General features: G+C 68.0%; 1 protein-coding gene (running past one end of the window). It reads right to left on the bottom strand.

Annotation, left to right across the window (positions count from 1 at the left end; all coding sequences use genetic code 11):
• Positions 1-25,241 carry the 5' portion of a non-ribosomal peptide synthase/polyketide synthase gene (locus QM806_RS02390; protein WP_502943818.1) on the bottom strand. 8,503 nt of this gene lie to the left of the window's left edge, so 25,241 of the gene's 33,744 nt are visible here — the first part of the coding sequence; the start codon lies at positions 25,239-25,241; its stop codon lies beyond the left edge, outside the window.

Here is a 25,241-nt window from a genome sequence, read left to right as displayed (position 1 = left end):
GCGTGCGCGACCATGAACAGCGACGCGTTGTGCTCGCGCGCCAGCGCCCCGAGCCGGTCTCGCAGTTCCGCGTCGATCTCGAAGTCGAAGTTCGCGCCGCGCATCGACTGCGCGGGCGGCCGCGGCCGGTCCGTCGGCAACGGCAGCACGTCCGGCAGACCGCTGAGCGTGGTCCGCCAGTAGTCGATCTGCTTGGTGGCCAGCGAATCCGACGCGTTCTCGTCGCCCAGCAACTCGTGCTGCCAGAGCGAGAAGTCCGCGTACTGGACGTCGAGCGGAGCCCAGGCGGGTTCGGAGCCGGCGGCGCGGGCGCTGTAGGCGATCACCACGTCGCGCGCCAGCGGTGCCGTCGAGGCACCGTCGGACGAGATGTGGTGGACCACGATGACCAGCACGTGCTGCTCGGCGTCGATCCGCAGGAGACGCGCGCGGACCGGGACGGCCTTCGCGACGTCGAAACCGGCGGTGACGAGGGAGATCACGCGCTCATGCAGGGCGTTCTCGTCGGCGACGTTCTCCACGTCCAGTGAGGTGAAACTCCGGGCCCGCGACAACACGACCTGGCCCGGACCGTCTCCGGTGTCGGGGTACGTCGTGCGCAGCGTCTCGTGCCGTTCGACGACGTCGCCGAGTGCCTGTTCGAGCGCCGAGACGTCGAGGCGGCCCGTCAGCTTGATCGCCAGCGGAATGTTGTACGCCGCCGACGCCGTGTCGAACTGGTTGATGAACCACATGCGGGACTGCGCCGGGGACAGCGGAATCCGGGTCGGACGCGGCTGCGGCACCAGCGCCGGGCGGTTCGCGCCCACCGAATCGGACTGCTCGGCGCGAGCCGACAGCGCGATCACCGTCGGAGCCTCGAACAGTTCCCGCACACCGATCGAGGTGTCGAGTGCGGCGTTGATACGGGCGACCACGCGCGTCGCGACCAGTGAATTGCCGCCGAGGTCGAAGAAGCTCGTGTCCACGCTGATCCGCTCATGACCGAGCACGTCCGCGAAGACTCCCGCGACGATCTCCTCGACCGGGGTACGCGGAGCCTTGTAATGGTCCACGGAGCCACCGAACTCGGGTTCGGGGAGCGCCTTGCGATCGAGCTTGCCGTTGATGTTCAGCGGCAGCGCATCGAGGGCGATCAGCGCGGACGGCACCATGTACCCCGGCACCGACCGGCCGGCGAACGCGAGAATGTCGGCGTCGTCGACGGAGTCGCCCTGCTCCGGCACCACGTAGCCGACGAGCCGGTCCCCGGTGTGACGGTCGTGGTGGACCACGACGACGGCCTGCGCCACCGACGGGTGTGCCACGAGCGCCCGCTCGATCTCGCCGAGCTCGATGCGGAAACCGCGGACCTTGACCTGGAAGTCGCTCCGGCCGACGTAGTCGAGGTTGCCGTCGCGGTTCCATCGCACCAGGTCACCGGTGCGGTACATCCGGTGTCCGGCCTCGCCGAACGGGTTGGCGAGGAACCGTTCCGCGGTGAGGTCGTGGCGGCCGAAGTAGCCGCGCGCCAGCTGCTCGCCCGCGAGATAGAGCTCACCTGTGACGCCGGCGGGAACGGGGTGCAGACGCGAATCGAGAACGTAGGTCTGCGTGTTCCATTCGGGCCTGCCGATCGGGACCGAACCGTCGCGCTCGTCGCCGCACCGGTAGTGGGTGACGCTGACGGCGGCCTCGGTGGGGCCGTACAGATTGAAGATCTCCGCGTCGGAGACGTCGCGGAACCGGAGCATCGTGTCGGCGGGCAGTGCCTCACCGATGCAGAGCACGCGTGTCAACGACACCAGCTGGGCAGGCTCCGCCACCGCGACGAACGCCGACAACAGCGAAGGCACGAAGTGCACGGTCGAGACCTGCTGCTCCGCAACGAGTGCGGCCAGGTATGACGGGTCGCGGTGGCCGTCCGGTGTGGCGACGACCAGACGTGCGCCCGCGGTCAGCGCCCACCAGAACTCCCACACCGACAGGTCGAATGTCGCCGCCGTCTTGAGCAGCACCGAATCCTCGGCGGTGAGCGGGTATTCCGACTGCTTCCACCGCAACTGGTTCGCGATCGCACGGTGCGCGATCGCCACACCCTTCGGGCGACCGGTCGAGCCGGACGTGTAGATGACGTACGCGGCGTTCTCCGGCCGCAGCGGTGCGATCCGCTCCGAGTCGGTCAGCGGAGCCGGGTCTATTCCGCCCAGATCCAGTTCGTCGAGGAGGAGGTAGTCGACCCCACCCGGCAGTCCCCCGACGACGGCGCGGGTCGCCAGAACGCAGACGGGTTGCGCACTCTCCAGCACGTACGCGGTGCGCTCGGCCGGATGATCCGGGTCCATCGGCAGGTACGCGCCGCCGGCCGCGGCGATCGCGTACATGCCGACCAGCAGTTCCACCGAACGCGGAATCGCCAGGCCGACCACGGTTTCCGGGCCGACCCCACGGCCGACGAGGTGGCGGGCCAACCGGTTGACCCTCGCCGAGAAATCGGCGTACGTCAGAGACTCGCCCTCGAACACGAGGGCGGTGACGTCCGGGTTCTCCGCGGCGGCGGACGCGAACATGTCTGCGAGCGTCGTCTCCGGCAGCGCCCGCTCGGTGTCGTTCCATCCGGACACCACGAGCGCGCGCTCGTCGCTGCCTGTGAGCGGCAGGTCGCCGACCGCGGTCCGCGGCGAATCCACCGCGGCGGCCAGGACGCGGCGGAACATGTCCGCGAAACGCTTGACGGTGGCGGCGTCGAACAGGTCGGTGGCGAACGTGAACACGCCCGACATCTGCTCCCCCTCGGGGCTGTCCCCCAGGATCAGATGCAGGTCGAACTGTGCGGTGTCGCCCTCGACCTCGAGCGGTGTGACGGTGAGGTCGGGCAGTTCCAGCTCGGCCTTCGTCGTGTTCTGGAACGAGTAGCCCACCTGGAAGATCGGGTGGTGGGCCATCGATCGTGCCGGGTTCAGGACCTCGACGAGGCGCTCGAACGGGACGTCGGCGTGCGAGAACGCCTCGAGGTCTGCCTCCCGGGCACGGTCGAGGATCTCGTCGAACGTCTGCTGCCCGTCTACCTGTACACGCAGTGCGAGGGTGTTGACGAACATGCCGACGACGTCGTCGAGTTCGCGCTCACCGCGGCCTGCGATCGGGGTGCCCACCGAGATGTCCTCGGTGCCGGACAGACGGCTGAGCAGCACCGCGAACGCGGCGTGCACGGCCATGAACACGCTGGCGTTGTGCCCGCGGGCCAGTGCGGCCAGACCGCGGTGCACCTCGGCGTCGATGGTGAAGTCGATCCGCGACCCGCGCAGGGACTGCACGGGCGGTCTCGGCCGGTCCACCGGCAGCTCGAGAAGGTCGGGCACGCCGGCCAGCGTCTTCGTCCAGAAGGCCAGCTGGGCGGCGATCAGGCTGTCCGGGTCGTCCTCGCTGCCGAGGAGTTCACGCTGCCAGATCGCGTAGTCCGCGTACTGCACCGGGAGCGGCGCGAAGCCGGGTTCCCCGCCGGCCGCCCGCGACGCGTACGCCACCATGACGTCGCGCACGAACGGCGCCGTGGACTCCCCGTCGGTGGACACGTGGTGCACGACGAGTGCCAGCACGTAGTCCTGCGGGCCGACCTCGAACAGTCGCGTCCGGATCGGCGGGACGTCGGCGGTGACGTCGAATCCGGCGGTGACCATCTCCACCAACTGCTCGCGCAGTTCGTCGTCTGACACCGCGGCGGGCGTCAGGTCCAGCCGGACCTGGTCGGCGGGGAGGATCACCTGGTGCGGGCCCTCCGGCGAGTCCGGGTAGATCGTGCGCAACGACTCGTGCCGGTCGAGCACGTCGAACACGGCGGATTGCAGCGCGTCCACGTCGAGTGCACCGGTCAACCGGACCGCGAGCGGGATGTTGTAGGCGGGCGAGTCGGGGTCGAAGCGGTTGATGAACCACATCCGGGACTGTGCCAGCGACAACGGGACGAAGGCAGACCTCTCCCGCGGCGCGAGGACGGGTCGCTGTCGGATGTTCTCGTCGGGGGTGCCGATGCGGGCGGCGAGGCCCGCGACCGTCGGCGCCTCGAACAGTTCCCGCACTCCGATGCGACGACCGAAGACCTGTCCGGCCCGCGACACGACACGGGTGGCGCTCAGCGAGTTTCCGCCGAGGTCGAAGAAGCTGTCGTCCACGCTCACCTCGGTAAGCCCGAGGACATCTGTGAAGATGTCGGCGATCGACTGTTCGATTGATGTCGATGGGGCACGGAACTCGGCTACCGACGACACGAATTCCGGCTCGGGTAGCCGAGTGCGATCAAGCTTGCCGATGGTCGTCAGTGGGATCTCGTCGAGGAAGATCACGACGGCGGGAACCATGTACGGCGGCAGGGTCTCGCCGACCAGAGCCTTCAGGTCGTCTGCCTCGAGAGTGCCACCCATGGCAGGCAGCACGTAGGACACAAGCGCGGTCTGACCGGACGGGTCCTGGCGACCCACCGTGACGGCAAACTCCACCGTCGGGTGCGCGGCCAGCGCCGCATCGATTTCACCGAGTTCAACGCGGAACCCACGGACCTTCACCTGGAAGTCGGACCGGCCGACGTACTCCACCCGATGTCCGTCCGCCCAGCGCACGACGTCGCCGGTGCGGTACATGCGCGCGCCGGGTTCACCGAACGGGTTGGCCACGAACCGCTCCGCCGTGACCGACGGACGGTTGTGGTAGCCGCGGGTCACCGACGGGCCGCAGATGTAGAGCTCCCCGGGCACTCCCTCCGGCACCGGACGCAACCGCGAATCGAGGATGAGGGATTCGACGCCACGCAGCGGCGAACCGATCGTCACGCGCTCACCCGCCACCATCGGTTCGGTGATGGTGACGATGACCGTGGTCTCGGTGGGACCGTAGGCGTTGCGCATCTCGCGGCCGGGAGCCCACCGTGCCACGAGTTCCGGTGTGCAGGTGTCGCCACCGACCACGACGGACGTGACGGAGTCGAGCCCGTCGGGGTCGACGGTCATCAGCGCGGTCGGCGTCATGACCACGTTGTTGACCCGTTCGCGACGGATCAGGTCGGCGAGTTCGTCGCCGCCGTAGACGTCTGCGGGCGAAATCACCAGAGTGGCACCCGCGCTGAACGCGGCGAGCATCTCACCGACCGACGTGTCGAAGCTGGGCGAGGCCACATGCAGGAATCGGGAACTCGGCGACACGCCGTATTGCTCGCGCACCTCGTGAGTGAGGTTCGCAAGACCGCGGTGGGTCACCACGACGCCCTTCGGCTTACCCGTCGAACCTGACGTGTAGATGAGGTACGCCGGGTGATCGACCGCGAGGAGACGGATGCGGTCATTGTCCTCAACCGGGCCTGCATCCTCCAAATCGACTTCGGCGACGAACTTTTCGTTGTCAAGCTGCAACCACGTCACGGCCTGCGGGAGACTGTCGTGCACGCCTGACACAGTGAGGCCCAGGCCCGCACCCGAGTCCGACAACATCTCGGCCACGCGGTCGAACGGAAGCTTCGGGTCCACAGGCAGGTAGGCACCGCCGGCCTTCGCGATCGCCCAGATTCCCCAAATCGATTCGACAGAACGCGTGATCGCGAGAGCAACATAGGTCTCCGGACCCACGCCGTGCCCAATGAGCACTCGTGCCAACCGGTTGGACTGCTCATCGAGCTGACGGTAAGTCAGCTCACGTCCCTCGAAAGAGAGCGCGGTTGCATCCGGAGCGATCTCGACCCGTGAACGCAGCAGATCGGGCAGCACCTGCGGTGCCACCGAATCGAGACCTCGCACCGGCGCGATTGCCGCCTTCTCCTGCGGATCGAGGATCTCTATATCACCGAGCACTGCCGACGGCTCAGTCGAGACCACGTCGAGGATGCGGGCGAATCTCCTCGCGAAGCCCTGGATCGTGACCTCATCGAACAGATCTGTCGCGTAGTTGAAGGACGCGGAGATACCCGCGGCTCCCCCATCGACGTAGCGCTCGCCGACACTGAGCTGTAGATCGAATTTCGCCACATCCAAAGGTGTTTCGAGTATCGACACCTCCAGTCCGGGGAGTTCGAGGGTGGCGCCGGTGCTGTTGTTGAACGCCAGCGCGACCTGGAACAGCGGTTGATGCGCGGTCGAGCGGGGCACCTTCAGCACCTCGACCAGGCGCTCGAAGGGGACGTCGCCGTGCGCGAATGCCTCGAGGTCCGTCTCGCGAACCTGCTCGAGCAACTCGACGAAGCGGGCGTCCGGGTTCACCGTGCTCCGCAACACCAACGTGTTGACGAACATGCCGACCATGTCGTCGACTTCCCGTACGCCGCGACCAGCGATCGGGGTCCCGATGGCGAGATCGGTGTCGGAGCTGAGACGCTCTAGCAGCACCGCGAACGCCGCGTGCACAACCATGAACATGCTCGCGTTATGCCGGCGCGCGACAGCGGCGAGCGCTCGATGCGTCTGCGCATCGATCTCGAACGCGAATGTCGCGCCCCGCAACGACTGCACCGGCGGACGCTGATGATCGGTGGGCAATTCGAGCAGTTCAGGGAGGTCCGCGAGTGTCCTACTCCAGTAGCCGATCTGTCGCGCCGCGATCGAACCCGGTTCGGATTCGTCGCCGAGCACCTGACGCTGCCACAGTGCGAAATCCGCGTATTGCACCGAGAGCGGCTCCCAGCCGGGTTCTGTCCCCGCAGCGCGCGCAACATACGCTTCCATCATGTCGCGGAACAGCGGCGCCATCGATGCACCGTCAGCCGCGATGTGGTGGACGACGAGGACGAGGATGTACTCGTTCTCGCTCACCTGCAGAAGGCGGACGCGAAACGGAACGGAAGTGCTGACGTCGAAACCGGCGTTTGCCAGTTCCCTGGCCTGCCTGTACAGCTCGGCCTCGTCGCCCACAGGGTCCGCGACCAACTGCGGTACCGCATCCGAGGCCGGGAGAATGACCTGACACGGCCCGTCGGGCGATTCGGGAAACACGGTGCGCAGCGACTCGTGCCGTTGCAGGACATCAGCAATTGCAGCATGCAGGGCCTCGATGTCCAGGTTTCCGCTCAGGCGTAGCGCCATCGGCAGGTTGTAGGCCCCCGACCCGGTGTCGAACTGGTTGATAAACCACATCCGGGACTGTGCCAGTGACAGCGGAATCCGTTCCGGACGCGGTCCGGCGACCAATGGAAGACGGGGTCGGTCGCCGTCGACAGCCCGCTCGACCAGTGCAGCAACACCCTCGACGGTGGGGTTCTCGAACACCGAACGCACCGTGAGCTCCGTGCCGAGAGCCATATCGAGACGTGCAACGACACGGGTGGCACTGAGCGAGTTCCCGCCGAGATCGAAGAACGAATCGGTGGCGCCGACTCTGTCGATTCCGAGGACCTGCGCGAAGACGCCCGCCACGACCGCCTCGACCTCGGTCCGCGGTACGACGTACTCGCGATGCTCCGATTCGAAGTCGGGTTCCGGCAGGCGCTTGCGGTCGACCTTGCCGTTGTTGTTGAGCGGCATCGACTCGAGCACCACGAGTACGTCCGGAACCATGTGCGCGGGCAGCTTCTTCTCGAGCGAGGCCAAGACCTCGCTCGGGTGCAGCTCGCCCTCGGCCGGCACCGCGTACGCCACGAGGCGCTGACCCTGCGGACTCTCATGCACCACCGCCACCGTCTGGTAGACGTCGGGGTGGGCGAGCAGCGCGAACTCGATCTCACCAAGTTCGATACGCAGCCCGCGAATCTTGACCTGGAAGTCGGTACGGCCCAGGAAGTCGTAGTTCTTGTCGTTTCGGCGACGCACGAGGTCGCCGGTGCGATACATGCGCGTTCCCGAAGCGCCGAACGGGTCGGCGATGAAACGGGTCGACGTGACACCGAACATGTTGCCGTATCCGCGGCCGACCGCGATGCCACCGACGTACAGCTCACCCGTCATGCCGTCCGGCACTCGGCGCAGACGGCCGTCGAGAACATAGAGAGCCACGTTGTCCAGCACGGGTCCGATCGGCAGACGCAGCTGATCTGACACCGCGTCCGCGGGCTGGATCACATACGACGTCACGATGTCTGACGCCTCGGTGGGCCCGTAGCTGTTGTGGCACCGCACGCCTCGGTCGAGGAACTTCTTCAGCGGCGCCGCCTTGACGGCTTCGCCACCGAGCGCGATGGTGCGAACGGAGGCAAGTTCCTCATCGTTCTCCAGCTCGGCGACGATCTCGAATGCTCCGGGCGCCATGTTGACCACAGTCAACTCGTTCTCGGCGATCTGCCGCAGAATCGACTGCGGCTCGAAGCCTTCCACCGCGAGATGGATAGCGCCTCCCGATGACAGCGTTCCCCACACCGTCTTCTGGGTGAGGTCGAATCCCGGAGCCGACGAAACCAGAACACCGTCCCCTTGCTCGAGGGAGAGCTGCCCCCGGAACCAGACCATCATGTTGCAGAAGCCGGTCATCGGTACGAGGGCGGGCTTCGGCCTGCCGGTCGACCCTGACGTGGAGATCACGTATGCCAGGCGTGCACCGGAACCCGGCTCCGCCCAACGGTTGTCGAGATCGGTGCCCTCGCGCGCGGCGAGCGCCTCGGACACATCGGGATCGTCGAGAACGAGTACATCGACATTCACGCCGTCCGCGTCGGCCCACGAGCCCGTGCTGATCACCATGCGAGCGCCACAGTCCTCGATCATGGCTGCGATGCGCTCAGCCGGATACGCCGGATCGATCGGAGCATAGGCAGCTCCGGCCTTCCAGGTCGCCAGCATGCCGACGATCCACTCGATCGACCGCGGGACGACGAGGGCCACCACGTCGTCCGGACGGACTCCGCGAGCCACCAGCTCGTGCGCAACGTGGTTCGCACGCGTGTTCAGCTCGCGCCGCGACAGTCGGATCCCGTTACCTACGAGCGCGAGAGTGTCCGGGTCGAGACTCACCTGCTCGTGCCAGCAATCGATCAGATCGACAGGAAGGGCGTCGACGCGTCCGTCGGACGTCGAGGTGGCCTCGGCGATCACCCCGGCGAGCATGCCTGCGAACTGATCCGCGAAACCCTCACCCGACGCACCGTCGAGCAGACCGGGCAGCAAGGTGGACAGCGCGACAGTCACCGCGGCCTCCGGACCGACACCGACACTCGCCAAGGTCTTGGCCAGCTCGCCGGACTTCTCGTGCCATTGCCGATAGGTGACGTCTATTCCGTTGTGCGACAGCGCGGTGCCGTCGGGGTTGACCGACGCCGCAGCGTCGAGCAGCTCCGGCAGCGGCTTCGCGGCCAAGTCCTCGGCGACACTGTGCGAACCGAGCGACGCTACGGGGGCTTCGGACGCGACGCGGCTGTCGAGCTCCGCGTGCTCGTCGGCCGACAGGATGTCGATGTCGCCGACCACGACGGAACTGTCCGCCACGACCGCGTCGAGGATGCGCTGGAAACGATCCGCGTACTTGCCCACGGTCGTCTTATCGAAGATGTCGGTGGCATAGGTGAGGACCGCCCGCGTCGGGCCTTGGGCGTCCGCTCCCTGCTCGTCGATTGCGAGCGTCAGATCGAACTTCGCGAGGGTGGCTTCGCTGTCCAGTGCCGTCACGGTCAGTCCCGGCAGCTCGAGCCGGGCAGTCTCGTTGTTCTGGAAGGTCAGCATGACCTGCACCAACGGTGCATACGTGTTGGACCGCACCGGAGCGAGCGCTTCGACCAAACGCTCGAAGGGCACATCCGTGTGCTCGAACGCGCCGAGATCCGTCTCGCGCGCACTCGCCAGGACGTCGCCGAAGGTGGCCGATTGCGCGACCTTCGTCCGCAACACGAGCGTGTTGACGAACATACCGACGAGGTCGTCGAGGGCGGCATCTCCGCGACCACCCACCGGTGTGCCCACCGCGATGTCCTCGGTCCCGCTCATCCGCGAGAGGAGCACCGCGAAGGCGGCATGCACCACCATGAAGACGGTCGAGTTGTGCCGACGGGCGACCTCGGCGAGCGCGGCCTTCTGCTCGGCATCGATCTCGAACTCCACACGCGCACCCTGTGGCGACCGGTGGGGGGTCCGCTGACGATCCAATGGGAGGTCGAGCAGGGCCGGGAGGTCCGCGAGGGTGTCCTTCCAGAACTCGAGCTGCTTCGACGCCGGGGACGTCGGGTCGTCCTCGGAGCCGAGCACCTCACGTTGCCACAACGCAAAGTCCGCGAACTGCACCGGAAGCGGCGTCCAGCCAGGCTGCCCGCCGGCAATCCGAGCACTGTAGGCAGTCAGCAGGTCGCGCGCAAGAGGCGCCATGGACCCGCCGTCCGCGGAAATGTGGTGGATCACTACGACGAGCACGTGTTCGGTACTGCTCTCGCCGCCTACCCGGTAGAGCGCGGCGCGAACCGGGACGGCCTTCGCGACGTCGAAACCGGTCGTTGCGAGGGCGAACACCTGCCGGTGCAGATCGGTGTCGTCGGCGACAGGCGTGACCGCAAGGTCGATTCCTACCTCGTCCGGGGTACGCACGACCTGGTACGGCCCCTCCGGCGAGGAAGGGAACAGTGTCCGCAGCGATTCGTGCCGTACCACGACGTCCCGCAACGCGGTCTGCAACGCCGCGACGTCGAGCGATCCCGTGAGCCGTAGCGCGAGCGGGATGTTGTACGCGGCTGAAGCCGGGTCGTACCGGTTGGCGAACCACATCCGCTGCTGTGCGAGAGACAGCGGGATGCGGTCGGGGCGCGGACGTGGAACGAGCGCGGGGCGGGCGGCAGTACGGGCGCCGTGTTCGGCCACGCGCCGGGCGAGACCGGCGACGGTCGGTGCCTCGAAAAGTTCACGAACGCCGAGGTCGGTGCTGAGCGCCGTGTTCAGCCGCGACACAACGCGAGTCGCGACAAGCGAGTTGCCGCCCAGATCGAAGAACGAGTCGTCCAGTCCGACCCGCTCCACACCGAGAACGTCGATGAAGATATCCGCCACGGTGCGCTCGACGTCTGTCTCGGGAGCCCGGTATTCCCTTCCCTCCGTGAGGAACTCGGGCTCGGGCAGGGCCCGGCGGTCGAGCTTGCCCACCGGGGTGAGCGGGATGGCGTCGAGGGTCACGATCGTCGACGGCACCATGTATGTGGGCACGAACTCGCCCACGAAGTCCAGCATCCGGGTGACGTCCACCTCGGCGCCCGGCACCGGGAGCACGTACGACACGAGGACCGAATCCCCGGACGGTCCGGGCAGGACGGACGTCGTGGCGAAGTCGACGGCGGGGTGCTTGGCGAGCACCGCGTCGATCTCGCCGAGTTCGATGCGGAATCCTCGGATCTTCACCTGCTGGTCCGAGCGGCCGACGTAGTCGACGGTCAGCGCGCCGTCCGCGTCCTTCGTCCAGCGCACGACGTCCCCGGTGCGGTACATCCGGTCGCCCGGCTCACCGTACGGGGTCGCGACGAAGCGTCCCGCGGTCAGCGGCGTGCGCCGATGGTAGCCACGGGCGAGTCCGAGACCCGACAGATAGAGGTCACCTGCGATACCGACCGGAACGGGGCGGAGCCGATCGTCGAGGACCAGTGCGCTGGTGCCGCGGATCGGACCACCGATCGTGACCGGGCCGTCGGCGGCCATCGGGTCGCTGATGTTGGTCATGATCGTGGTCTCGGTGGGACCGTATCCGTTGAACAGCGAGCGTCCGGGTGCCCAGCGCGCCGCGAGTTCCGCCGGGACGGCCTCGCCGCCGGCGACGACGAACTGGAAGTCGTCGAGCCCGGACGGATCCACGGACGCCAGCGCCGAAGGCGTGACGAAGCCGTGCGTGACGCGGTGCTCGCGCAGGAACTGCGCGAACTCGGGTCCGCCGTACACGTCGGTGGGAGCGATCACCATGGTGGCGCCGGCGCCGACCGCGAGCAGCAGTTCGAGGACGGACGCGTCGAAACTCGGCGACGCGAAGTGCAGCGTCCGGGAGTCCGTCGTCACCTGGTAACGCTCACGCTGTTCGGCCGCGAAGTTGGCGAGACCCCGGTGGGTCACGACGACGCCCTTGGGCTGCCCGGTGGTGCCGGACGTGTAGATCACGTAGGCGCTGTTGGCCGGTGTCACCGCCGTGCGACGCTCCGGCTCCGCGACGGGGGCCGTGGAGTACCGCGCGGCGGCGTTCTCGAAGTCTTCGCCGTCGAGGACCAGCCAGTCAACGTCCGCCGGAAGCCGGCCGACCTCGGAGCTCACGGAAAGTCCGAGCGACACACCGGAATCGGTGACCATGTGCGCGATGCGCTCGTCCGGGTACCGGGGGTCGATCGGCACGTATGCGCCGCCGCTCTTGGCGACGGCCCAGATGCCGACGATCGACGCGATCGAGCGGGTGATACCGAGCCCGACGAACGTCTCCGCGCCGACTCCGCGCTCGATCAGGATGCGCGCCAGACGGTTCGAGCGCTCGTCCAGCTCGCGGTAGGTGATGCTCTCGCCGCCCGAGACGACCGCGTCACCGTCGGGATTCGCGGCGACGGCCGCGGACAGCAGTTCGACGAGAGTCGTGGGCGACGTGCCCTCGATACCGCGGACCGGTGTCAGTTCCTGGGTCTCCTCGGCGTCGAGGATGGGGATGTCCCCGACCGTGATGTCGGTGGTCGTCGCCACAGCCTCGAGGATCCGCACGTAACGATCCGCGAAACCCTCGACCGTGCCTGCGTCGAAGATCTCCGTCGCGTAGCCGAGCGACCCACTGATGCCGGTGGGAACTCCCTCGTCGGACCACTGCTCCTGCAGGTCGACGGTGAGGTCGAACTTGCTGAACTCGACATCGACCGCGCCGGGGGTTGCTTCGAGCCCCGCGAATTCCAGCGCGGGAATTCCGTTGACTTGGTGCGTCAGGACTACCTGGAACAACGGCGTGTACGCCGTGGATCGGGTCGGCTTCAACGCGTCGACCAACTGCTCGAAAGGAACGTCCTGGTGGCTGAACGCCTTCAGATCTTGTTCGCGGACCTGTTCGAGGAGAGCCGTGAACGACGCACCGGGTTCGACCTCCGTCCGCAGTACCAGCGTGTTGACGAACATGCCGACGAGGTTGTCGAGCGCCTCGTCGCCGCGGCCCGCGATTGCCGTTCCGATGGCGATGTCGGTTGTCGAGCTCAGCCGCGCCAGCAGCACGGACAGCGACGCGTGCAGAACCATGAAGAGGGAGACATTGTGCTCCCGTGCGGTCTCCCCCAGCCGACGGTGGAGGTCGGCGCTGACGGTGAAGCCGACCGAGCCACCTGCCATCGACCGCACTGTGGGGCGGGGCCGGTCGGTCGGCAGCTCGAGCACGTCAGGCAGACCTGCGAGAGTCTTCGACCAGAAATCGATCTGCTGCGTGGCAACAGATTCCGGATCGTCTTCGGATCCGAGGACAGCGCGCTGCCAAATCGCGTAGTCGGCATACTGGACCGGGAGTTCCGGCCACTGCGGCTCGCTCTCCTCGCGACGCGCGGTGTAGGCCGCCATGATGTCGCGTGCCAGCGGCAGCGTCGACGCGCCGTCGGAGGCGATGTGGTGCATCACCAGAACCAGTACATGGTCGTCCACACCGATCCGGAACAAGCGTGCGCGAACCGGGAGGGTGTCGGTGACGTCAAATCCCTGGGACGCGAACTCGAACAGCCGCACCGTCAGATCCGCCTCGGCGACCTCGAACGATTCGAGCCCCAGGTCGACTTTCGACGCAGGAAGAATGACCTGGTGCGCACCGGAATCCGAGTCGGGGAACACCGTCCGCAGGATTTCGTGGCGCGTCACGACGTCGGAAAGAGCGGACGACATCGCCGCGACGTCGAGGTCGCCACGGAGCCGGACCGTCAGCGGCACGTTGTACGCCGGCGACGCCGGGTCGAAGCGGTTGAGGAACCACATGCGCTGCTGCGCCAGCGACAGCGGGAGTTCCTGTGGCCGGGCCTGCGCGACGAGAGCGGGGCGCGGTGTTCCGTTGCCGCCCTGTTGCTCGACGAAGGCGGCCAGTTCGGCGACGGTGGGAGCCTCGAAGAGATCCCGCATGCCTACGATCGCGCCCGTCGACGACGACAGGCGTGCCGCGACCCGGGTGGCGCTGAGCGAATTGCCACCGAGATCGAAGAACGACGCGTCGACGCTCACGCGATCGACACCCACCACATCGCCGAAGATCGTTGCGACGATCTCTTCCAGCGGCGTGCGCGGAGCAACGAACTCAGCGGTGTCCACGGCGAACTCGGGCGCCGGGAGCGCCTTGCGATCGATCTTGCCGCTCGAGTTCAACGGCATCTCGTCGAGGACGACCAGCGCGTCGGGGACCATGTGTGACGGTAGAACCGAACGCAGGTGCGTGGACACGTCGTGGGCCGCCACGGTCGCATCTGCCGGGGCCGTGACATACCCGACGAGCCGCTGAAGACCGTCACGCTCGTGGACGACGACGATCGACTGCTTGACCTCGTCCATCGCGGTCAGGGCCGACTCGATCTCACCGAGCTCGACCCGCAGACCGCGGATCTTGACCTGGAAGTCGCTGCGCCCGAGGAAGATCAGCTCACCGTCGGCGCGCTCGCGCACGAGGTCGCCGGTCCGGTACATGCGGGCGCCGGCATCGCCGAGGGGGTTGGCGACGAAACGCGCGGCGGTGGTGCCGGTCATCCCGCCGTAACCGCGTCCCACTACGACGCCGCCGATGTATAGTTCGCCGGTCACGCCGGTAGGCACGGGGCGCAGCCGCTTGTCCAGCACGTAGTAGTCGGCTCCCGGCAGCGCGGACCCGATCGGGATCGGGGTGGCCTCTGCGCCGGGTGCAGTCAGGTCGAGCTCGTAGGACGCACTCACGTCCGACGCTTCCGTCGGGCCGTAAGAGTTGACCAGGCGGACACCCCGGCCGATCAGCTTCGCGTACGCAGCCGGCCTGATCTGCTCCCCACCCAGGACGACGCAGTCCAATGACGCCAGGCGGTCGTCGACATCGAGTTCGGCAAGCAGTTCGAACGCGCTGGGCGCCATGTTCACGACGCGGACATCGCTCATGGCGAGATGACGGAGTATGTCCGCCGGGTCGAACCCCTCCGCCGCGAGGTGGAGTACGCCACCGGAGATCAGCGGAACCCAGACGTTCTTCTGTGTGAGGTCGAACAGCGGGGAACTCGCGACGAGGACACCCGTGCCGTCGCCGATGCGAATTTCGTCGCGGTACCACCGGTAGGTGTTCATCACACCAACCATGGGCACCATTGTCGGCTTCGGCCGTCCCGTCGAGCCCGACGTCGAGATAACGTATGCGAGACGGGATCCCGCCTCGTCGTCCGTCCACGGGTCGAACCCGAGGTCGCGCGCGTCATACTCGGCCAGCGCCGCGACGGTGTCCGGAGCGTCGAGGACGACGGCCTCGTCGAGAACGGTGTCACCCAACGGCGTACGGCCCAGTTCGCGCCACGACGACGTGGTGATCGCCACGCGCGCTCCGCTTGTCTCCACCAGACCCGCGATACGCTCGAGAGGCCACGCCTGGTCGAGTGGCGAGTACGCGGCACCGACCTTCCACGCGGCGAGCATCCCGACGACCCAGTCGAGCGAACGCGGAACGATCAGGGCGACGACGTCGTCGGCCCCGACACCCCGGTTCGCGAGTTCGCGGGCCACCTGGTTGGCGCGGCCGTTCAGCTCGGCACGCGTCGTCGCGACTCCACCGCCGACCACCACGACGGCGTCGGGGTCGCGCTGCACGTGCTCGTGCCATGCGGCGAGAGGGGACTCCGGCCGGGCCGCGGCCGTATAGGCGGGGGCCGCCTGCTCCGAGACGATCGGTGCGGCCGTGTACTTTTCGAGGTCGACGTCTCCAACGAGCGCGTGCGCATCGGCGATCACCGTGTCCAGGATCGCCCCGAAGCCGTCCTTTCCGTCCTCGGACGGCGGGGCCATCATAATCGTGGGAACCAGACCGGACAGCACCACGGAGACGATCGCGTCCGGACCCATCCCCCGCTCCGACAGCGGCGCGGACATCATGCGGAGCCGCTCGTCGAACTCGCGGTACGTCACCTGCATGCCATCGTGGGCGACCGCGACGGCGTCGGGAGCGACGTCGACAGCGGCAGCCAAGAGCTGCGGCAGCTCGCGAACGGTCATCGTGCGGGCGGGCCTGACAGGGGTCAACTTTGCTCTTTCACGTTCGGTGAGAATGTCGATGTCGCCCACCGAGACATCTGGGTCGGTGACGACGGCTCGAAGAATGCGGACGAAACGCTCCGCGATCCGCTCCACGCTCGCCCGATCGAACAGGTCGGTGGCGTACGTAAACCGGCCGCTGAGTCCGAAGGGCCTTCCGGTGTCGTCGACTCGCTCGGTCAAGGTGAGGGTCAGGTCATACTTCGCGCCCTCACCCAGGTCCTCGAGCACCTGCACCGACAGCCCGGGCAGCTCGAGAGCGCCGATGCGGTTGTTCTGGAACGACAGCATCACCTGGAACAGCGGCGAGTACGCGGTCGAACGCCGGACACGAAGGGTCTCCACCAGGCTTTCGAACGGTACGTCTGAGTTCTCGAAAACGTTCAGGTCGTGCTCTCGTACCCGCGCGAGCAGGTCGCCGAACCCGTCGCCCGCGTGCACTTCGGTACGCAGCACCAGTGTGTTGACGAACATTCCCACCAGGTCGTCGAGCGACTGGTCGTGGCGCGCCGCCGTAGGGGTGCCGATCGCGATGTCGTCGGTGCCGCTGAGCCGCGAGAGCAGAATCGCGAGAGCGGTGTGCGTGACCATGAACAGCGAGGCGCCCCGCGCCGTCGCGAGTCGCTCGAGTCCGTCGTAGACCTGCGACTGGATTCCGAAGTCGACGAAGTCTCCCCGCATCGACTGCCGGGAGGGTCGCGGGCGATCGGTCGGGAGTTCGAGCAGTTCCGGAGTGCCCGACAGTGTCTCCGACCAATACGCGATCTGTTTCGCCGCGAGCGACTGGGTGTCGGCGGGATCGCCGAGGACTTCGCGCTGCCACAGCGCGAAGTCGGGGTACTGCACCGGCAGCGGCTGCCACAGCGGAGCGGCACCGGCGGTGCGCGCGCTGTACGCGACCATGACGTCGCGCGCGAGCGGCGACATCGACGCACCGTCGGCGCAGATGTGGTGCACGACGAGGACGAGCAGGAACTCGCTCTCGCTCGTGGCGAACAACCGGATACGCAGCGGGGGCGCGACCGTGACGTCGAACCCCTCGGTGGCGAATTCGGTGAGGGCCGTGTGGAGTTCGGCCTCGGTCACCGGGACGGGCGTCAGGTCGACGGGAACCTGTTCGGTGTCGACGACCTGCTGGTACGGGCCGTCGCCGGAGTCGGGGAAGACGGTCCGCAGAGACTCGTGCCGCGCGAGCACATCCGACACGGCCGACGACATCGCGTCGAAATCGAGCGAACCGGACAGGCGCACGGCGAGCGGGATGTTGTACGCCGAGGACGCGGTGTCGAACCGGTTCATCAGCCACATGCTCTGCTGAGCCATCGACAGCGGAACACGCTCGGGGCGCGGTCCCGCGACGAGGACCGGCCGGTCGGAGCCGGTGCCGGCCTGCTCGGCCACCTTTACTGCGAGCCGCTCCACGGTCGGCGCCTCGAACAACTCGCGCACACCCAGACGGGTGCCCGCGGCAGCGTTGAGCCGGGCGACCGCCTTCGTCGCCACGAGCGAGTTGCCGCCGAGGTCGAAGAACGACTCGGCGACACTGATCTTCGCGAGCCCGAGCACGTCGGCGAGCACACCGGCGACCAGTTCCTCGGTGGGCGTGCGCGGCTCGATCATCTCGCTCTGCAGGGCGTCGAAGTCGGGCTCGGGCAGGGCCTTCCGGTCGAGTTTGCCTGCGGTGGTGAGCGGGATCTCGTCGAGGACGACGATCGCGCTCGGCACCATGTGCGCCGGAAGTATGTCGCCGACGAAATGCGTCACCTCGGTCACGTCCACCGCGGCGCCCGCGGTCGGCAGCACATACGACACGAGGGCGGTCGAACCCGATGGCATCGACGTGCCGAGGGTGGCCGCGAATTCGAGGTCCGGGTGCTTGACCAGCGCCGCGTCGATCTCGCCGAGTTCGATCCGGAAACCACGGATCTTCACCTGGAAGTCGCTGCGGCCCACGTACTCCACGCCGTAACCGGCGCGGTGCCCGTGGTCGACGACGAACCGGACGACGTCGCCCGTGCGGTACATCCGGCTGCCGCTGTCGCCGAACGGGTTCGCGACGAAACGTTCGGCGGTGAGGCCGAGACGGTCGTGGTAGCCGCGGGCGAGGCCGGGGCCTGCGATGTACAACTCCCCCGCCACGCCGACGGGTACCGGGCGCAGCAGTTCGTCGAGAACGTAGACGGTGACACCGCAGACGGGACCGCCGATCTCGACCCGGCTCCCGGGCACCAGCAGGTTGCTGACGTTGCTCATTACGGTGGCCTCGGTGGGTCCGTAACCGTTGTACATCCGGCGACCCGGCGCCCAGCGTTCCACCAGTTCCGGCGGGCACGCCTCGCCGCCGACCACGACGACCTCGAGCCGGTCGAGTCCGGCCGGCTCCACCGATGCGAGCGCGGCGGGTGTGACGAAGGCGTGGGTGATTTCGTTGTCCGCGAGGAAGTTTCGGAGTTCCTCACCGCCGTACAGGTCGGCGGGGGCAACGACCATGGTGGCACCGCAGCCGAAGGCGAGCAGCAGCTCGAGGACGGACGCGTCGAAGCTCGGGGACGCGAAGTGCAGGGTCCGTGCCGACGGGCTCACCCCGTAATGGGTGCGCTGCTCGGCGGAGAAGTTGGCCAGCCCGGTGTGAGTGACGACGACACCCTTGGGCAGACCGGTGGTACCGGACGTGTAGATCATGTACGCCGGGTGGTCGAGCCGTACCGGCGCGGTCCGCTCGGAATCCGTCACCGGCTCCGCCGACTTCGGGGCGCACAGCGCGTCGCACTCGGACGAGTCCAGGGCGAGCCATTCGACACCCGAGGGAAGGGTGTCCCGCTGAGCGGCCACGGTCAGGCCGAGGATCGCGCCGGAGTCGGCGACCATGTGTGCGATGCGCTCGGACGGGTAGCGGGGGTCGACGGGCACGAAGGTGCCGCCGGCCTTGGCCACTGCCCACGTTCCGATCACCGAGTGCAGCGAGCGCGTCATCCCGAGCGCCACAGACGTTTCCGGCCCCACACCGCGATCGACGAGAACCCGGGCCAGTCGGCTCGAGCGCGCGTCGAGTTCCGCGTAGGTGAGCGATTCGCCGTCCGCGACGAGAGCCGTGCGCTCGCCGTTCTCCGCCGCGGTCGCGGCGAGGATCTCCGGCAGCGACAGCGGTGCGGCGGCGTCGGTGCCGTGCGCCGCCAGCAGGGACGCACGCTCGCCGGGAGCGAGGATGTCGATGTCCGCGACGAGCGTGTCGACGTCCCCGGACAGCGCACCGAGCACGCGGACGACCCGCTCCATGATCTCCTCGACCTCGGCGGCGTCGAAGATCTCGGGAAGGAACTTGGCCGTGAGGTGCAGCCGCGGGTCGGTCATCGCGACGATCGCCAGCGGGTAGTGCGTGGCGTCGTTGGACGTCACGTCGAGAACTCGGAGACCCTCGATGTCGCTGTTCTTCGTGAGCGCCTCACGGTCGAGCGGGTAGGACTCGTAGACCATCAACGTGTCGAACAGCGCGCCGAGGCCGAGTCCCTGCTGGATGTCGGTGAGCCCGACGTGATGGTGATCGAGCAGCTCGGTCTGCTCGTGCTGGATGCGGTCGAGCAGGGTGCGGACGGCGTCGCCGGCCCGGACGCGGACCCGCACCGGCAGGGTGTTGATGAAGAGCCCGAGCATGGACTCGATGCCGGGCACCTGCGGCGGACGGCCCGAGACGGTGGTGCCGAACACCACGTCGTCCCGCCCGGTCAGCCTGCCCAGCACGATTCCCCACGCGGCCTGGACGAGGGTGTTCATGGTGACGCCGAGTTCGCGCGAGCGCGCGGTCATGTCGGCGAGCAGGTCGTCCGGCAGATCGATCACGAGCTCACCGGGCGTGAGCGTCGGGGCGGTCTCCGCGTGCGCGGGTGCGAGGAGGGTGGGCTCCTCGACACCGTGCAGGGCCTTCGTCCATGCGGCCACGGGCACCTGCGGGTCCTGCGCGGACAGCCACTCGAGGTAGCTGCGGTACGGACGCGGCTGCGGCAGTGCCAGCGCGTCGCCGTCCACCGCGTACAGGGTCAGCAGATCCTGGACGAGGATCGGCAGCGACCAGCCGTCGAGGAGGATGTGGTGGTTGGTGACGGCGAACCGGTAGTGGTCCTCGCCCGTCTCGACCAGCAGGAATCGCACGAGAGGCGGTGCGGTCATGTCGAATCGGTCGGTCCGGTTCGCGAGCATCAGCGCATCGAGTTCTGCCTCACGGTCGGCGTCGGACGCTGCTGAGAGGTCGACGTGCGTCCAGGGAACGTCCACCCGGTCGACGACTACCTGCATGCCGGTGCCGTCGTCGCCCGCGACGAACGCGGTGCGCAGGTTGGGGTGCCTCGCGACGAGCGACTCCGCGGCACGGCGGAGACGGTCGGTGTCGACGGATCCGCCCAGGTCCATGACGAGCTGGGTGGTGTACACGTCGGTGGCGGTACCGGCCAGCGACGCGTGGAACAGCAAGCCCACCTGCAGCGGGGCCAGCGACCAGACGTCGGTGAGCGCGGGATAGTCGCTCTCGAGGGTGTCGATCCGGCTCTGACTCAGCGAAACGAGGTCGAGGTCCGACGGCGTCCGGCCACCGGCTCCGGGCCGCCTCGTGTGCTCGACGAGCCCTTCGAGCGCGCGCGTCCACAGGCCGGTGAGCTCGCCCACCTCGGAGTCGGTGAGAACACCCTGGGGGAAGTCGACGGTGGCCGAAAGTCGCTGTTCTCCTTCGACATCCACGATCATCGCGTTGATGTCGAGGGCGAAGTGCACCGGCATCTCGCTGTTGCGGGTACCGGTCAGCTCCATCGTGTCGGTGTCCGGCACCCAGCCCGCCGCCCGGAACGCGTCGGGGATCTCGCCCACCGACACGCGACCGAGGTAGTTGAAACTGATCTGCGGGCTCGGCAACGCCGCGAGAACCGCGCGGGTCTCGGCGTTGAGGAATCGCAGCATTCCGTAACCGATGCCGTGCTCGGGTACCCGTGCGAGTTGTTCCTTCACCGATTTGACGGCGTGACCTGCGGCCGCACCGCCGGCGAGGGCGTCGCGCACGTCGACGCCGGGCGCCGACAACCGGACCGGGAACATGCTGGTGAACCAGCCGACCGTGCGGGAGAGATCGGCGCCGGGCAGCACCGTCTCCTCGCGGCCGTGACCTTCGAGGTGCACGAGGGTCGAGGTCTCGGTGACGCCGCGTTCCGCGCGCCATGCAGCGACGGCCAGGGCGAGTGCGGTGAGGAGACCGTCGTTGACGCCGCCGTGGAATGCGCGCGGCACGTCGGTCAGCAGACCGTCGGTGACGTCGGCCGAGACCTCGAGGCGGACCCGGCCGGTGGTCGAGACCGTGTCGCGGCCGTCGAGGGCCCGCGAACCGATCAGCGGGTCCGCACCGTCGAGGGTGGTGCGCCAGTAGTCGAGTTCGGCCACGCGGCGGGCGCTCCGGGCGTTGTCGGCGAGGCCGTGCGCCCAGCGGCGGACCGAGGTGCCGACCGCCGGGAGCAGCGGGTCCGCCCCGGCGGCGATCTGCGCCCACGCGGACGCGAAGTCGGGCACCAGCACTCGCCAGGACACCCCGTCCACGGCGAGGTGGTGGATCACGACGAGCAGTCGTCCCGACTGCGGGGTGCTCTCACCCTCCCCGCTGTCGGCGTCCTCGCCGTCCTGCGGTGCGAGATCTCCGGAGTCCTCAGCGGGCGTGAACCAGACGAAACGCACCACGCTGCCGGTCGCCGGGTCCAACGTGTCCACCGTGCGCTCGAGGACGTGCGCGGCCAGCGCCTCGAACGAGTCGGTGCCGGGTCCCTCGCTGAACTCGACGCGATCGACGAGCCGGTCGACGTCGACGGAGCCGATCGGTGCGACCTCCAGCGACCATCCGGCCGGAGAGTCGGTGCGGCGCAGCGACGAACGCAGAGCGTCGTGGCGATCGACGACGGCCGCCAGCGTGCGCACCAGGCGGTCGCGCTCCACCTTCGGCGGCAGGGCCAGGAGGATGGACTGGGAGAAGCGGTGGAAGTCGCCGCCCAGCTCCGTCATCCAGTGCACGACCGGTGTCAGCGGCATCGTGCCGATACCGGCGCCCGGCAGTTCCTCGAGGACGTGCACCGTCGCCGATTCGGATGCCGACTTCGCGACCTCGGCGAGCGAGGCCACGGTCTTGCGCTCGAAGACGTCACGAGCCGTGAACAGGACACCGGCTTCCTTCGCGCGGGACACCAGCTGGATCGAGACGATGCTGTCGCCACCGAGCGCGAAGAACGAGTCGCCGACACTGATCCGCGGCAGACCGAGAACCTCGGCGAACAGTCCTGCGATCGACTCCTCCATGGTGCTGCGAGGGGCCACGTACTCACTGGACTCCGCCGCGAACGTGGGTTCGGGCAAGGCCTTCCGGTCGAGCTTGCCGCTCGCGCCGACCGGCATCTCGGCGATCACCACGACGGCGTCGGGAACCATGTACGAGGGCACCGCACGGCCGACGTGGACGGTCAGATCCTCGACGTCCAGCGCCGAATCGGGTTCGGGGACGACGTAACCGACGAGCCGCTGCCCCAGGGAACTGTCGTGGACGACCGCAACGGACTGCGCCACATGGGGATACGAGGACATCGCGGCCTCGATCTCGCCCAGTTCGATGCGCAGGCCGCGCACCTTCACCTGGAAGTCGGTGCGACCGAGGTACTCGATGCTGCCGTCGACGCGCCACTTGACGAGGTCGCCGGTGCGGTACAGACGGGTTCCCGCGGCACCGAAGGGATTGGCCACGAAACGTTCTGCCGTGAGCTCCGGCCGGCCCTCGTAGCCGCGCGCGACCTGGGCGCCCGCGAGATAGAGCTCTCCCGCGGATCCGATGGGAGCGGGCCGGAGGTGGCCGTCGAGCACGTACGCCTCGGTGTTCCACACCGGGGTGCCGATGGGAATCGTGTGGAGGGTCTCCCGATCCACCTCGCCTGCGGTGGCGTGCACGGTGAACTCGGTGGGGCCGTACAGATTGTGCAACCCGGCGTCGGACTTCGCGCGGAACGCTGCGGCGACGACAGGCGGAAATGCCTCTCCCGCAACGAGAACGACGCGCAGGCTGACGAGTTGTTCGCGGTCCGCCTCGGCGACGAACACCGACAGCATCGACGGGACGAACGACGTCGCGGTGACGTTCTCGCGCGCGATCACGTCGGCGAGATAGGCGGGATCGCGATGCCCCTCGGGCGCGGCGATCACCAGGCGCGACCCGGAGGCGAGTGCGGCGAACAGTTCCCACACCGACACGTCGAACGTCGTCGGGGTCTTCTGCAGCACGACATCGTCCGCATCGAGCCCGTAGCGCGACGCGATCCACGTGACCTGGTTCAGGACCGAAGCGTGGCTCACCGCCACACCCTTCGGACGTCCGGTGGACCCGGACGTGTAGATGACGTAGGCCGGGTTGGCCGGCCGCAGATCGGCGGTCCGTTCGTCGTCGCGGATCGGGTCCGCCGGGACGCCGCTCAGATCCAGGGCGTCGATCTCCACGACGTCCTGACCGGCGGGAAAGGCGAGGCCGTCCCGCGCGACCGTGAGGATGCACAGCGGGCGGGCGCTTTCGAGCACGTACGCCGTGCGCTCGGCGGGGTGGTCGGGGTCGAGCGGCACGTACGCGCCGCCCGCCTTGACGACGGCGTACATCGCGACCATGGAATCGAGCGAGCGGCGGATCGCGAGCGCGACCTTCGTCTCCGGACCCACTCCCCTGCCGATCAGTGTCCGGGCGAGACGGTTCACCCGCGCGTCGAACTCGGCGTACGTGAGCTCCGCACCGTCGAAGACGAGTGCCGTCGCGTCGGGGGTGCGTCCGACCTGGGCGTCGAACAGGTCGACGACGGTCCCCGCCGGCGGCGACACGACGTCGCCGTTCCACCCGGTCACGACCTGTCCGCGTTCCTCGTCGCTCATCGCGGCCAGGTCCGACACCGAAGCATCGTCACCGGCGGCGAGGAAGCGCTCGAAGAAGTCGAAGAAGCGGCTGTGGTGACGGTCCAGCTCGTCCGCCGAGTACAGATTGGGGTTGGCCTCGAAGTCGATGTGGATCTTGCTGCCCGCCACACCCTGGTAGATGTTCAGCGAAAGATCTTCGACCGGTCCGGTGGTGAGGACGTTCTGGTGTCCGGTGACCGTCCCCAGCTTGATCTCGCTGTGGAACATCATGATGTTGATCGAGGGACCGAAGAAGCCACGCTGCCCCTGGGGCGCTCCGGCGTCCCGGCGGATGTCCTCGTGCCGGTACCGCTGGCGGCGCAGGGCGCCGGTGAGCTCGATCTGGACGCTCTTGACCAGCTCGGGGACGGTCATCTCCGGGGTGATCTGCAGTCGGAGCGGAACGATGTTCGACACCATCCCGCCGGAGCGGCGCAACGTGGCGGTGGTGCGCGCCGAGACCGGGAGGCTGAGGACGACGTCCGTCCGGTCGGTCATGTGGGCCAGGTACGCGGCGAATGCGGCCACCACGATGGGCGCGGAACTGGCGTTACTGCCGCCGAGAGCCTCGTCGAGAAGGGTGGCGGTGGACTCGGGCAGCGCCTCGGAGGAGAGCCGCGCGAACTTGCCCACCATGGCCGCACGACCGGCCAGGCTCGGGGCCTCGGGCAGGTGCGCGGTGCGTTCGGCCCAGTATTCGCGATCCTTCGCGAACCGCTCGGAGTTGCGGTACCGCTGCTCGTCCTCGACGATCCGGACCAGGTCCTCGGCGCGGCAGGCCGGCGGCTCGGTGCCTTCGACCAGCGCGGTGTAGATCTCGGCGATGCGTGCGATCAGCGCCATCGCGCCGAAACCGTCGAGCGCGATGTGATGGATGCGGCAGAACCAGAAGTAGTGATTCTCCCCGACGTGGAGCAGGTAGACCACGACGAGGCGGTCCTCGAGGAGGTCGACGGGGGCGCTGTAGTTGGCCCGCATCCACTTCTCGGCGGCGTCGACGGAATCGTCCTCGGCGCGGAGGTCGACGTAGGTGATGGCGTCGTCGAGCGCCTTGTCGACGTACTGGTACGGAACGCCGTCGATCTCGACGAGGCGGAGGAAGCCGGAGCCGAACTCCCGGCCGGTGCGCTTGCTGGCCTCGGTCAGCAGGTCGAGGTCGATGTCACCGCGAAGCTCGATGTACTGGGCGATGGTGAGAGGAACGTCGCCCAT

The organism is Rhodococcus sp. IEGM 1351 (genome assembly GCF_030056875.1).
GTDB lineage: Bacteria > Actinomycetota > Actinomycetes > Mycobacteriales > Mycobacteriaceae > Rhodococcus_F > Rhodococcus_F opacus.
The sequence above is the reverse complement of the archived record's forward strand: the minus strand, read 5'-3'. Positions and strand labels throughout refer to the sequence as shown.